The 13,750-nt window shown below is 68.4% G+C and carries 12 protein-coding genes; 9 read left to right on the forward strand and 3 right to left on the reverse strand.

Annotated elements, in window-relative coordinates:
* Positions 1-30: 30 nt before the first annotated feature.
* From M0R80_06610 to M0R80_06620, 3 genes are all read right to left on the reverse strand, one after another.
* Positions 31-639 carry a hypothetical protein gene (locus M0R80_06610; GenBank protein MCK9459294.1) on the reverse strand — a complete coding sequence of 203 codons (609 nt, stop codon included), beginning with the start codon at positions 637-639 and terminating at the stop codon, positions 31-33.
* 127 nt (positions 640-766) lie between these two features.
* Positions 767-2,605, reverse strand: a complete 1,839-nt coding sequence (gene uvrC / locus M0R80_06615) for an excinuclease ABC subunit UvrC (GenBank protein ID MCK9459295.1) — start codon at positions 2,603-2,605, stop codon at positions 767-769.
* Between the two features lie 53 nt (positions 2,606-2,658).
* A complete protein-coding gene (locus tag M0R80_06620; protein ID MCK9459296.1) occupies positions 2,659-2,973 on the reverse strand; it encodes an integration host factor subunit beta in 315 nt (104 codons plus the stop codon).
* Positions 2,974-3,162: 189 nt separating this feature from the next.
* Between M0R80_06620 and M0R80_06625 the strand changes: the two genes are divergently transcribed.
* From M0R80_06625 to M0R80_06665, 9 genes are all read left to right on the forward strand, one after another.
* On the forward strand, positions 3,163-5,676 hold the full coding sequence (locus M0R80_06625) for a HEAT repeat domain-containing protein (GenBank protein MCK9459297.1): 2,514 nt from the start codon (positions 3,163-3,165) through the stop codon (positions 5,674-5,676).
* A gap of 28 nt (positions 5,677-5,704) precedes the next feature.
* On the forward strand, positions 5,705-7,219 hold the full coding sequence (locus tag M0R80_06630; protein ID MCK9459298.1) for a glycosyltransferase 87 family protein: 1,515 nt from the start codon (positions 5,705-5,707) through the stop codon (positions 7,217-7,219).
* Between the two features lie 62 nt (positions 7,220-7,281).
* Positions 7,282-8,238, forward strand: coding sequence for a hypothetical protein (locus M0R80_06635; GenBank protein MCK9459299.1), 957 nt, complete (start codon positions 7,282-7,284; stop codon positions 8,236-8,238).
* A gap of 18 nt (positions 8,239-8,256) precedes the next feature.
* On the forward strand, positions 8,257-9,018 hold the full coding sequence (locus M0R80_06640) for a Stp1/IreP family PP2C-type Ser/Thr phosphatase (protein ID MCK9459300.1): 762 nt from the start codon (positions 8,257-8,259) through the stop codon (positions 9,016-9,018).
* 15 nt (positions 9,019-9,033) lie between these two features.
* Positions 9,034-10,728 (forward strand): AarF/UbiB family protein, encoded by a 1,695-nt coding sequence (locus M0R80_06645; protein ID MCK9459301.1) that lies wholly within the window; start codon positions 9,034-9,036, stop codon positions 10,726-10,728.
* A 168-nt stretch (positions 10,729-10,896) separates the two neighbouring features.
* Positions 10,897-11,379, forward strand: a complete 483-nt coding sequence (locus M0R80_06650; GenBank protein MCK9459302.1) for a roadblock/LC7 domain-containing protein — start codon at positions 10,897-10,899, stop codon at positions 11,377-11,379.
* 17 nt (positions 11,380-11,396) lie between these two features.
* Positions 11,397-11,984 (forward strand): GTPase domain-containing protein, encoded by a 588-nt coding sequence (locus M0R80_06655; GenBank protein ID MCK9459303.1) that lies wholly within the window; start codon positions 11,397-11,399, stop codon positions 11,982-11,984.
* Positions 11,985-11,998: 14 nt separating this feature from the next.
* Positions 11,999-12,823: an OmpA family protein gene (locus M0R80_06660; GenBank protein MCK9459304.1), complete on the forward strand. Its 825-nt coding sequence runs from the start codon at positions 11,999-12,001 to the stop codon at positions 12,821-12,823.
* Between the two features lie 4 nt (positions 12,824-12,827).
* The gene (locus M0R80_06665) at positions 12,828-13,748 is read left to right on the forward strand and encodes a hypothetical protein (protein MCK9459305.1); all 921 of its coding nucleotides are present in this window, start codon (positions 12,828-12,830) and stop codon (positions 13,746-13,748) included.
* Positions 13,749-13,750 lie beyond the last annotated feature (2 nt).

The raw sequence follows: 13,750 nt of genomic DNA on the forward strand, positions 1-13,750 counted from the left end.
GCGCTTCAGACGGAATAATAAGCAGGATTTTCATTCCTCGAGCTCGTCCTTCAAATACGTGAGGATGACCTCGTCCAACGATTTGTCGCTGATGAGGCTCTCGCCGAAGCTCCCGGCGGTGTCCGGCGTCTCGAAGATGGAGCGCCCGCGCGCCGCCTCTTCCCGCTCCGGGTTGGGTATGCTGTCGCGCATGGCCGCCGGTGCGATCACGCGCACCCCCATGGAGCTCGCGATCTCGGTCACGGTGGGGCGCCCCTCGTCGTCCTGCACGACGGCGTCAGGCTCGACCTCGTCCCGTTGCGGCTCCTCGACCTGGCCGCCTTCCGGCGTCGTGGTCCCGATCTGCACGCCCAGAATCCGCGCGGCGATGGCGTCGTGCGTTCCGTCGCGCAGGTCGACGAACATCGCCTTGTGCTGGTCCTTCATCATCTGGCGGACGCGCTCTTCCCAGTCCCCGGCGCCCACGAGCTCCCCGTAGGATGCCTTCTTCGTCGCCAGGATGGTGCCCGACGTGAACAGGTGCGTGATGATGTGCGGGTGATCGACGCCCGAGTCCTCGGTCTGGATGTGAAACAGGTGCCCCGCGTGCTTCACGTTCGTGTTGTAGCCGAGGAGCGGTGAATTCGTGCGGTTTCCCATTCCGTGTTCGACACAGCGGCAACGCCTCGTGAAGGCCGTTGGCTCGGTGTCGAAATTCTAGCACACGTGCGCGCGGTGCTGCCAGAAAAGGTAGCATGGGCCGCGGCCGGCCCGCCCCCGCGGTCGCCTACCCCCCGCCCTCGAGCGCCTCCCTGATGCGGCGCGCGAGGGCCGCCCCGACTCCCGGGACCCGGGCGAGCTCCTCCTCGCTCGCCTCGCGGATGCGCGCGATCGAGCCGAGCCGCGTGAGCAGCGCGCGGCGCGTTTTCGGCCCGATCCCGGGCACGCCGTCGAGCGCGGAGCCGATCGTCGCGCGGCGGTGCAGCTTGCCCTGGTACGAGTTCGCCAGGCGGTGCGCCTCGTCGCGCGCCGCGGCCAGGAGGAACAGCGCCGACGTCTCCGCCCGGAGGGGGAGCGGGTTCGCCCGCCCGCGCAGGAAGATCCGATCCGTGGACGCCACGCCGTCCCCGGCGCGCTCCTTGGCGATCGCGACCACCGGCTGCTCGGCGAACCCGAGATCCGCGAGCACGGCGGCCGCCCGCGCGAGCTGCCCGCGGCCACCGTCGACGACGAGGAGATCGGGCGGCGCCCAACCCGGCTCCCCCCTCGCCGCGCGCGTGAAGCGCCGCCCCAGCACCTCGGCGATCGCGGCGAAATCGTCGCCGCCGCCCGCGACGCGCAGCCTGAACGTGCGGCCGGCGTTGCGGTCTACCGCGCCGTCCACCACCGCGCCGAAAGCGCCGACGGTGTGCGATCCGCCGAGGTGCGCGATGTCCACGCACTCGATGCGCCTCGGCGGCGTCGGGAGGCCCAGGCGGCGCTGCGCGCTCGCGAGCCGCGCCGCGGTCGCCTCGGCGTCGCCCCGCCGCGCCTCGAACGAGTTGCGCGCGTTGAGGGTCGCGAGCCGGATCTGGCCGAGCCGCTGTCCGCGCTTCGGGCACAGGATCCGGACCGACGATCCGCGCGCCTCGGCGAGGAGCTCCGCGACGGCGGCCGCGTCGGGCAGGGCGACGGGCAGGAGGATCTCGTTCGGCGTGCGCAGGGCGCGCGCGTAGCGCTGGACGAGGAACGACGACAGGAGGTCCTCGTCCGGGAACTCCTGGTCGTCGAAGTGGTAGTCGTCCTTGCCCGCGAGCCGTCCGCCGATCACGACGAGCACCGAGATCTGCACCTCGCCGCCTTCGCGGTGGAACCCCACCACGTCCTGGTCGACGTCGTGGAAGTCCACGATCCTCTGCGTGGCCAGCGTCGCCTCGACCGCCGCGATCTGATCCCGCAGCACCGCCGCGCGCTCGTACGCCAGATCCTCGGCCGCGCGCAGCATCTCGCGCTCGAGCGCCGCGAGGAGATCGTCGCGCCGCCCCTCGAGGAACAGCCGCGCGTACTCCACCTGCCGGCCGTACGCCTCGCGGTCCACGGGCAGCGTGCACGGCCCGAGGCAGCGCTTGATCTGGTGCTGGAGGCACGGACGGGTCCGCGCCGCGAACGACCGGTCCGAGCACGATCGCAGCTTGAAGTGGCGGTTGATCAGCTTGAGCGTCTGCCGCGCGGGCGCGGCCGAGTGGTAGGGGCCGAAGTAGAGCGCCCCGTCGTCGGTCGGCTTCCGGACCGTCTCGAGGCGCGGCCACGCGGCGCGCGGATCGAGGCGCAGGCAGAGGAACTGCTTGCCGTCCGTGAGCCGCATGTTGTAGCGCGGGAGGTGGCGCTGGATCAGGCTGTGCTCCAGGAGGAGCGCCTCCTTTTCGGAGCTCGTCACGATGCAGTCGATGGTCGAGAGGCGGTCCCGGAGCCCGCGCACGAACTCGCGGGCGTCCGAGGTCGCGGGGGCGAAGTACTGACGGACCCGGTTCCGAAGGCTCTTCGCCTTGCCGACGTAGACGACCCGATCGCGGAGGTCTCGCATGAGGTAGACGCCGGGCAGGGCGGGGAGCGCCTCGAGGAGCTGCGCGAGCTGTTCTTCTTGCATCGGCCGAGGTTCCGGGTGCCGCGCGTCGCGTTCCGCGCGGCCGAGAGGCGTCGTCAGGAGGGCTTGCCGGTCGCGTCGCCCCCGCCGTCCAGCGCCGCGTTCACCATCTCCTTGAGCTCCTTGCCGACCTTGAAGAACGGGAGACGCTTGGAGGCCACGTGCACCGGGTCCCCGGTCCTCGGGTTGCGCCCGTTGTACGGCTTGTACTGGCGCACGGTGAAGCTGCCGAAGCCACGGATTTCAATGCCCTCTCCGTTCTTGAGAGCGTCGGTCATCGCATCGAAGATGCAATTGACGACCATCTCGGCGCGGCTCTTCGTGACGTTCGTCTGGCTCGCGACAGCATCGATGAGTTCCGACTTCGTCATGGTTCTCCTCGTCTCTTGGAAGAATGATTGGTAACAGAGAACGTTGCCCCGGTCAATAGGTACGGCTCGGCTCAAACGCCCGACTTAATTGACTTTTAGTCACGCGTGATCGGCGCGGCAAACAACGATTGATTCGAAGGATTGACATGAGCTAGATTACCTGAAATCCGGAAGCCAAAGGAGCGAGTGATGAAAGACGAGAACTTCTCCGATTCGGTTGAAGGCCAGGACGAGCCGACGCCCGACGAGAGCGCTTCCCCACTCGGGAGCGGGCCGATCGACCCGATGCTGGACCCGCCGGATGGAGAGTACAAGGCGGCCGGCGGCAATGCGAAGGTCGTCATCGTCCTCCTGATCCTGTTGTTGGGCGGCGCCGCGCTCGCCTATTATTTTTATAACGATAACAAGCAATTCGAGGAGTGGAAGAAGAAGCAGGACGACGCCACCGCGCTCGCCAAGAAGGGCGACGACGCCGGATACAAGGCCGCCCTGCGCGCCATCGCCCAGGAGTGCGATCGCAAGGACATCCTGCTGGATGTCGTGTACTCCATCGGCGTCGAGAAGGACAAGGAAGCGGTGCCGCTGCTCGTCAAGTTGCTCGAGCGCGGCGACGGCGTGAGCGAAGAGGCCGCCATGGCGCTCGCGACGATCGGCCCCCCCGAGGGGAAGGCGGGAGCGGACGCGATCTTCAAGCAGATGCAGGCGGTGAAGGACGTCGCGAAGGGGCGGTACGCGTGGGCGCTCTGCGCGCTCGGCGACGAGCGCGGCATGACGGATCTTCTCGAGGCCGTGGGCAAGCAGATCGCGAACACCAAGACGATTCACGGATGGGATCCGGCGGTCATCGCCCGCATGGCGACGACCGACCGCCTGATCCAGATGGCCGACTCCGAGAACGACATCGTGCAGTTCCACGCGGCGCAGGAGCTCGGGTTCCGGAAAGACAAGGACACCATCCCGGCGCTCATCAAGCTGATGGAGTCGAAGGGACGCAACACGGTCGTCGAGGCGGCCGTCGCGCTCGGCCGCAGCAACGATGAGCGCGCGCGCAAGGCGCTCGTCGACAAGCTGCGCGGCGACGACGGTCTCGTGGATCTCATCCTGACAACCGTGACCGCGTCCGTGGGCGCGCCGGGGCTCCAGGCGATCTACGAGGGGCTGCCGGATATTGAGACCAAGTTCAAAGTCATAAACAAGTTCAAAGAGTTGCGCGATCCGCGCGCCGCCGACTTCCTCGTGAAGGTGCTCAACGAGAAGCTGCCGGATACGACGGCCAAGCAGAAGCTCGACGCCGACAACATCCACAACCAGGCGCTTTGGGCCCTCGAGGATCTCGGCGATCCGCGCATCGCGGACAAGATGTACGAGAAGACGGCCTGGGTGCCCGCGACCGACGCGCAGATCCCGGATCCGGGGCTGCGCTATAGGCAGAACGACATGTACCGCCGGCTCGCCAACGGGGTGCCGTCCTGGTTCGCCAAGGTCAGGCCCGAGGGCGCGGCCGACTACCTGCAGAAGATCTACGACGCGAACCAGCCGTACGCCAACACGCCGGAGTGCGCGCAGCGGGTGAAGGTCGACATCGGCCCGCTCATGGACGCCATGGGCCGCACCGGCGATCAGCGCTTCTGCGACCTGATCAAGCCGTTCCTCGATCAGGACGAGAACTTCCACTACCAGGCCGCGTCGCTCGCGATCGCGCGTCTCAAGTGCCCCTTCGCGACCGAGGAGTTCGTCAGGCGCATGGTGATGACGAAGACGGAGCGCAAGGAGGAGCTGTTCTCGACGTCGATCGAGACGCGCGAGTACAGCATGGAGACGCGCCTGCAGGAGCGGCGCAACTCGATCATCGGGTCGCGCTACGTCGGGGACGCCAAGGCGAGCGAGACGCTCATGTCGATTGCGCTCGATCCGATGGACGATCCGGAGCTCCGCACCGAGGCGGCGATCTCGCTCGCGTACATGGAGGACGAGAAGACGCTCCCGATGATCCTGGAGAAGGTCAAGGACAACCTGACCGAGATCGGCGCGCGCACCATCCTCGTGGAGGGGCTCGCGCACAACCCGTCGTCCGAGGCGATCCCGGTCCTGTTCGACATCCTCGAGAAGGAGACGGACGTCACGCTGATGCGCGCCGCGGCGATCACGATAGGCGAGGCCGCCGATCCGGCCAACGACGCGCGCCTGAACAAGCTGCTCGACGATCCCAACGAGGATCGGCAGCGCGTCGCGGCTTTCGCCGTGCTGCTCGGCGGCAGCACCGAGCGCGTCGACCGCGTGATCGAGATCCTGCTCAAGGGACAGGAGACCCGGCTCCTGCTGAAGGAGTGGTTCGAGGCGCGGCAGCCGCTGCTCACCGACGAGATGTTCGAGAAGAAGCGGATTTTCAGGCGGCTCGCGGTCGCGCAGGCGGTCATGGCGCAGAGCGAAAACAAGGGCGAGGCGATCAACTGGGGCTGGCGGTACCTCCTCGATCGCCTGAAGAACGGCTGGGACAACTCGCCGGGCGGCCTCAACGCGAGGGAGATCCGCGACCGCCTGGCCGACGCGGTCCGCAAGGACGCGGGCTACCGGCAGCTCGCGGCCGACACGCTCGCCGGCCTCATCGAGCGCGGCACGCTGCTCGCGCTGCAGGGCGAGGACGGACCGCAGTCCGCCGTCGCGCGCGCCACGCTCGACAAACTCTCCGCCAAGTCGCAGTAGCCGCACGCTCCGGAGCTCTCCCACGGTTGTGTCGGGAAGGGGCGCGCGGATCGTCGCCGCCGCGCTGTTCGCGTGCCTCGCGGGTCTGCTCGCGGCGCTTGCCGCAGCGTCGCACGGTTCTCCCTCGCCGGTGTGGCGGCTCGTCGCGATCGCGATCGTCGCGCACGCCCCCTACGCCGCGCTGATCGCGATCGCCGCGCGCGGCCGCGAGGAGCCCGGGGCGATCGTCGTGATCTGCGCCGCAGCGGCGCTCCGGCTCGTGCTCGTGTTCGGGAGCCCCGTGTTCTCCGACGACGTGTACAGGTACGCCTGGGACGGGCGCGTCGTCGCCGCCGGGCTGGATCCCTACGCCCGCCCGCCGAGCGACGAGGCGCTCGCCGCGTTTCGCGACGAGGGCTTCGCGCGGATCAATAACCCCGAACTGCGCACGATCTACCCGCCCTTCGCGCAGCTCGCGTTCGGCGCGATCGCGTCGATCTCGCCTGCGGTGACCGCGTTCCGGGTCGCCGCCGCCCTGGCCGACCTCGGCGTCGTGTTCCTGGTGATGACGATCGCGCGCCGCATCGCGCGATCGGACCGCCGCGCCGCGGGGCTCGCCGGGATCGCCTACGGGCTCAACCCGCTCGCGTGCATCGAGACCGCCATGTCCGGCCACCTCGAGCCGCTCGCCGTGCTGCCCGTCGCCGGCGCGTTCGCGCTTCTGCTGGGCGCCGACGTTCCGGCGCGGGCGGCCGCCGCTCGTCGGATCGCGGCCGGGGCCGCGCTCGCCGTGGCGTGCTGCACCAAGCTCGTGCCGCTGCTGATCGTCGTGCCGCTCGTGCGGCGCCTCCGCGCCGCGGCGTTGATCGTCCCTTTGGCGCTCGTCGCGGGCTACGCGGCGTTCTGGTCGCCGGATCTCGGCGCCGTGCGCACGCTGGACACCTTCGCGAGGAGGTGGGAGGGAAACGCGGGCGGCTTCGCGCTGATCAAGAGCGCCTCCGAGGGGATCATCGGAGCCGCGACCGGCGCCGGACGCCCGGACGAGATCGTGCACGTCCGGTTCCTCGATCGACCGGCGGCCGCCCTCCAGGGCGGCTTCTTCTCGTTGCACAAGGACGGGGAGCTCGATCCCTCGCGGCCCGGCGCGTTCACCCTCTCGGATCTCGCGCTGGCCGCCGCCAAGATCATCGCCGCCGCGCTGCTCGTGGGCGTCGTGGTCTGGGTGTGCCGGCGCCGTGCCGCCCCTCCGATCTCGGCGCTGTGGGTCTTCGGCGCGTTCCTCCTGCTCACGCCCGTGCTGCACCCGTGGTACCTCCTGTGGATCCTGCCTTGGGCGGCCTGCCTGCGGGCTTGGCCGTGGCTCGCGTTCGGTGCGGCGCTGCCGCTCGCCTACCTGCCCCTCGACAGCTGGTGGGCCGCCGGGACATGGGACGCGCCGGCGTGGATCCCCGCCGTCGAGCACGGCGTTCTCTGCGCGGCCGGGCTGGCTTCCCTTCTCGTGCGGGAGCGAAGAAGGAGAGCCCTGTTGACCGGAAAAGGCGATAGAAGTAGAAATCCACAGTGATGATCGACGCGGACGTCGTCCGATAGGAAGAACCGCGGGAAGCCGGAAAAAGGAGATTCGGGATGGCCAAGACCGTTTTTGGAATTCCAGGCGCGCAGGACAAGGCGGAAGGCAGCGCCCCGATCGCGCCGGGTGGCGCACCGGGCGCGAGGCCGAGCGGCGAGCTCGCGTCGAAGCCGGTGACAGCTTCCCCGAAGCCGATTCCCGCGCCGAGCCCGGCGGCCGCATCGAGGCCGGTGCCGGCCGTCGCATCCCCGGCCCCGATGGCGCGGCCGGCGGTGCCGATGGCCGCCCCCACGCCGGGCGGCGCCCCGAAACCGGGCGGCGCGGCGAGGACGATGTTCGGCATGCCCGCGATGAAGGTGCCGGTCCAAGCGCCGGCGCCCGCGCCAACGCCGGCCGCTCCCGCTCCCGCTCCCGCTCCCGCTCCCGCGGCCGCAGCACCCGCCGCGGTGCCGGAAGACGCGTACAAGGCGACGATGCTCGGCATGCCCGCGGTGGAGGTCGATCCGGCGCGCGACACCTCTCCGAGCGGCGCGTCCACGCCGAGCGGCGTGCCCACGATGGCGCAGCAGGCGGTCACGGATCCCGTCGCCGCGGCTCAGGTCGCCGCCGCCGGCCTCGCGGAAGACGCCGGCATGCCCGCGGTCGCCTCGCCGTCGGCGACGGCGCCGCTCCCGTCGCAGGACAGAGAGCTCGACGACGGCATGGACGACGAGCCGGCGCCGAAGAAGAAGATGAGCAAGCTGATGCTGTGGCTCATCATCGGCGGCGCGGTGCTGCTCACGCTGATCGCCGCCGTGTTGGCGGTCTACTTCCTGATCATCAAGCCGGCGTCGGAACAGTTCGATCAGCTGATGGTCCCCGGGGTGCAGCAGCCTCTTCTGCAGATCCCGACCCAGCCCGGCGCGTTGCCGCAGGGCACGGGGATCCCGACCATTCCGACGGTACCAACGGTGCCGACGGTGCCGACCGCCCCGGCCGTCCCCGCGACGCAGCCGGCGCCGGCGGCGCAATGAGAAGGTGAACCCGTGAAGATACCCGTACAGGTCGCCGGCGAGACGAACGTCGGCATGAAGCGCAACCACAACGAGGACACGTTCTCGGTCGTCGAAAACGAGAACCTGTTCATCGTGTGCGACGGCATGGGCGGCCACGCGTCGGGAGAGGTCGCGAGCCAGATGGCCGTCGAGACCCTGAAGAACTTCTTCCGCGACACGCGCGAGGACGCGGAGCTCACCTGGCCGTTCAAGATGGATCGCTCGCGGCGCTACGAGGAGAACCGGCTCATCACGGGGATCAAGCTCGCGAACCTGCGGATCCACGAGGCGTCGAAGCGGGAGAGCAAGTACCACGGCATGGGCACTACGATCACAGCGACGTACTTCGTGGAGGACGGCGTGTACCTCGCGCACGTCGGGGACAGCCGGATCTACAGGCTGCGCGACGGGGCCATCGAGCAGATCACGGAAGACCACTCGCTCCTCAACGACTACATCAAGATGAAGAAGCTCACCCAGGCCGAGATCGACAACTTCCCGCACAAGAACGTCATCGTCCGTGCGCTGGGCATGAAGGAGTCGGTGAAGGTCGACACGTTCTTCGACCAGCCGCGCTCCGGCGACGTGTTCCTGCTGTGCTCCGACGGCCTGAGCGGAGAGGTGCCCGACGACAAGATGGCCGTGATCTTCAACAGTAACCCCTCCGATCTCCAGGCCGCCTGCCACGAGCTGATCACCGAGGCGAATCGCAACGGCGGCCACGACAACATCACCGTCGTCCTGGTGCGCACGCCGTAGGCGGGCGCTGCGATCTTGGGCCGCGACACGCCGAAAACAGCGACCGCCTACGCGACGACGCGGTTCCTGCGCGCCTACCTCGCGACCTTCGTCGTCCTCGCCTCGTACGCCTGGCTGAACGTGAAGGCGCGCCTCTTCGGGGGGCGGTACCGCGAGGATCACGTCGAGGAGGTGCACCGCCGCAACGCGCGGCGCATCGAGGCGGCGATCCTCGAGCTGCAGGGGCTGTTCATCAAGGTCGGCCAGCTGTTCAGCATCATGACGAACTTCCTTCCGGAGGAGTTCCGCTCCGGGCTCGCCAACCTTCAGGACTCGATGCCGGCGCGCCCGTACGAGCAGATCGAACGCCGCATCCGCGAGGAGCTCGGCGGGGCCCCGGAGGAGGTGTTCGCCGAGTTCGAGCGCGCGCCGGTCGCGTCGGCGTCGCTCGGGCAGGTGCACCGCGCGAAGACGCGCGACGGGCTCGTCGTCGCGGTCAAGGTCCAGCACCTCGGGGTGGAGGAGATGGCGCGCGCCGACCTCCGTACCATCTTTCGCATCGTCCGGATCGTGCGCCGGTTCTTCCGGGCGCGGGGGCTCGAGAACTACTACCACGAGATCAAGGCGATGGTCCTGGACGAGCTCGACTTCCTCAAGGAGGCCGGGAACATCGAGGCGATCGCCGAGAACTTCAAGGACAACCGGCGGGTCGTCTTCCCGCGGGTCCACAGGCAGCTCTCGACGTCGCGCGTGCTCACGCTGGAGTGGGTCGACGGGATCAAGATCGCGGACACGCAGCGGCTCAGGGAGGCCGGGCTGGACCCGGCGACGGTCGCGCGGGATCTCGTGAAGGTCTACTGCCAGATGATCTTCATCGACGGCCTCTACCACGCGGATCCGCACCCGGGCAACGTGCTCGTCCGCGGCGACGGCGCGATCGTGCTCCTGGACTTCGGCGCGACAGGACGGCTCGAGCCGCAGATGCGCCAGGGGATCAGCTCCTTCCTCGAGGCGATCATCAAGGGCGACGAGGATCAGCTGCTGCGCTCGCTCAGGATGATGGGCTTCCTGCGCGTGGGCTCCGAGCAGTCCGACGCGGCGGCGCGCATCATCGAGCACTTCCACAGGAAGTTCCAGGACGAGATCCGGCTCGAGAGCTTCTCCCTGTCGGCGGTCAAGCTGGACACGCGCAAGGGGTTCGAGGCGCTCGCCGACCTGCACGAGATGAACGTGGGCCTCCGGGAGGTGTCGGACGCGTTCCAGATGCCCCGCGAGTGGGTGCTGCTCGAGCGCGCGGCGTTGCTGCTCGCGGGCCTGTGCACGCACCTCGATCCCGGAATGAACCCCGCCGACACGATCCGCCCGTACCTCGAGGAGTTCGTGCTCGGCAAGGATCGCGACTGGTCCGAGATGCTCTTCGACGTCACGCGCGAGAAGCTGTTCTCGTTCCTGTCGATGCCCAGCCTCGCGGAGAAGGTCGTCAACAGATCGCTCGCCGGCAAGGTGAGCTTCCGGGTCGAGGGGATCCAGAGGGCGTCGGATCAGCTGTACGCCGCCGCGCACCAGCTCATGTACACCCTCCTCGCCTCGGTGAGCGCCGGCGCGGCGATCTACTGCCACAGCCACGGCGAGACCGAGCTGGCGCGCTACGCGGCCTGCGTCGCGGGGGGGTTCGGCTTCCTGACGGTGATCTCGATGCTGCGCGCGAGGAGGCACGGCAGGCGGCGATGATCCGTAACGCCGCGGCGACGTTGGGAAATCGCCCCGGGGCGCGGCTTTGCGGCCGTGTTTATGGCTTGATGGGGCGAGACATGTTTGATACTGATACTTGCTTTCTGTTGGACTAAAATCGTCGCGGCGCTTGCCACCGGACGGACGCTGTACCGCAGGAGAAATTATATGGCCGACGGGCAGATGGTCATGTACGAGGAGGAGTTCAACCAGATCCAGAGGGTCTGCGACAAGCTCGTGCGCGACGCCAACGCGATCGTCGTCTTCATCGTCGACAAGAACGGCCAGCTGATCTCGACCTCCGGCGCCTACGAGAACCTGGACACCACCTCGCTCGCCTCCCTGACGGCGGGCAACATCGCCGCCACCGGCGGCATGGCCAAGTTGCTGAAGGAGAACGAGTTCGCCACGCAGTTCCACGAGGGGGAGCGCCAGAACATCCACATCCAGATCGTGGGGCAGCGCGTGATCCTCGTGGTGATTTTCGACGAGCGATCCTCGCTCGGGTTGGTCCGGCTCCGCGTGCGCAAGGCCACCGAGGAGCTCAATTCGATTTTCGAGTCTCTGCTCAAGAAGATGCAGGATCCCGACGCGTCGACGCCGTTCGCCGAGATCACGGACGACGACATCGACAACTTGTTCAACGATTAGGCAGAGGATCGCGGCAGATGTCGTTCATCAACTACTCATCTCGTGAAATCAACTGCAAGATCGTCTATTACGGCCCGGGCCTGTGCGGAAAGACGACGAACCTCCAGTACATCTACAATCGGACGAACCCCGAGGCCAAGGGAAAGATGATCTCGCTCGCCACCGAGACCGAGCGGACGCTGTTCTTCGACTTCCTGCCGTTGTCCCTGGGCGAGATCCGGGGTTTCAAGACGCGCTTCCACCTGTACACGGTGCCGGGGCAGGTCTTCTATGACGCCTCGCGCAAGCTGATCCTCAAGGGGGTCGACGGCGTGGTGTTCGTCGCGGACTCGCAGATCGAGCGCATGGAGGCGAACATCGAGTCCGTCGAGAACCTGCGCTTCAACCTGCAGGAGCAGGGATACGATCTCGACAAGATCCCCTACGTGGTTCAGTACAACAAGCGCGACCTGCCCAACGTGGCCGCGGTCGACGAGCTGCGCTCGTTGCTGAACACGGGAAACGCGCCGGACTTCGAGGCGGTGTCCACCACCGGCCAGGGCGTGTTCGACACCCTGAAGGCGATCGCGAAGCTGGTGCTCACCGAGCTGAAACGCGGGAGCTAGCGAGGAGGTCAGTCATGAGTCAACGCCACGCAATCCGGGTCCTCTGCGGGTTCGTCGCTTCGGCGCTCGTCGTCGGGTGCGGGATACCCGAGGAGCAGTACAACGCCAAGGTGATGGAGGCCGATCGGCTGAAGAAGGAGCTCGCCCAGGCGGCGCTCCAGCAGCAGGCGCTGGAGGCGCAGCTCGACACGGTCCGCCAGGAGAACCGGACGCTCGCGGGCCGCCTGTCGGAGCTCGGCGACGACGTCGCGAAGCTGCTCGGCGAGAAGAGCGCGCTCTCGACCGACCTCGAGCAGACGCGCGATCGCGAGGCCCGGCTGAAGAGGGAGCAGGAGGCGCAGCGCGCGCGCATGGCGAAGTACCGCCAGGTGATCGAGAAGTTCAAGTCGCTCGTCTCCTCGGGCAAGCTGAAGATCCGGATCCAGCGCGGGCAGATGGTCGTCGAGATGGCGTCCAACATCCTTTTCGACGTGGGCAAGGCGGATCTCAGCGAAGAGGGCAAGATCGCGCTCGGCGAGCTCTCGAAGGTCCTCATGACCATCACGGATCGCAACTTCCAGGTGGCCGGCCACACGGACAACGTGCCGATCGAGTCCAAGAGGTTCCCGTCGAACTGGGAGCTCTCGACGGCGCGCGCGGTCACGGTGGTGAAGTTCCTGCAGCAGGGCGGCGTCGATGCGGTGCACCTCTCAGCCGCGGGCTACGCCGAGTTCATGCCGGCGAAGTCCAACGACAGCGAGGATGGGCGATCGGCCAACCGCCGCATCGAGATCACGCTCATGCCCAACCTCGACGAGCTCCCGGACCTGAGCGGGCTCGAAGGCGAAGTCTCCGAGTAGCCGGATGGCGGATCCCGATACTCCGTTTCGCACGGTCGGGATCGACATCGGATCCAACACGTTCAGCTTCGCCGCCCTGGAGCGGGCGGGCGGCCGCGTCGAGGTGACGCGGGACGCGTCGATCGCGGTGCGCCTGTCGGAGGGGCTCGCGCCGGGCGGGCGCCTGAGCCCGATCGCGGTGGCGCGCTGCCTCGGGGCGTTGGCCGAGGTCGCGCCGCGGTTCGGGATCCCCGGCGTCCCCTTGCGGGTGGTCGGAACCCAGGTGCTCCGGATGGCGGCCGACCCCGAGGTGTTCACCCGGCCGGCGCGAGACGTCCTCGGCGCGGAGATCGAGGTCATCGACGGCGCCGAGGAGGCGCGTCTCGTGTTCCGGGGCGGCACGCTGGGGCTCGCGGGCGGTCCCTGGATCGTCGTGGACGTCGGCGGCCAGTCGACGGAGCTGTGCTGGCGCGATCCGTCGGGCGCGCTCGTCCCTTCGAGCATCCCGATGGGCGTCGTGGGGCTGACCGAGCGCTTCTTCACGGGAGATCCGCCCGGCGCGGACGAGCTCGAGGCGATGAGGCGCTGCGTCGAGGCGGCGATCTCGGAGGCGATCCCCGGGCGGCTCGAAGGCGAGGTGCTCGGCGTGGCGGGCACCGCGACCAACCTGGGCGCGCTCGAGGTCTGTCCGGGGGAGTGGCGCCGCGAGCAGATCCACGGCGTCGCGGTTTCGCGGGAGCGCCTGCGTCACTGGCTGGGCGTCATGGCGGGGATCCCGACCGACGAGCGCTCGCGGCGGTACGGTATCGGATACGCCCGCGCCGACGTCTTCCCGGCGGGGCTCGTGCTCCTGGACGCCGTGCTGTCGCGCCTCGGCAAGGAGGTCGTGCGGGTCTCCGTCAACGGGCTGCGTGTCGGCGCGGCGCTGTCGATCCTCGGAGGTTGACG

Source organism: Pseudomonadota bacterium (genome assembly GCA_023229365.1).
In the GTDB taxonomy this organism is placed as follows: Bacteria; Myxococcota_A; Polyangia; order JAAYKL01; family JAAYKL01; genus JALNZK01.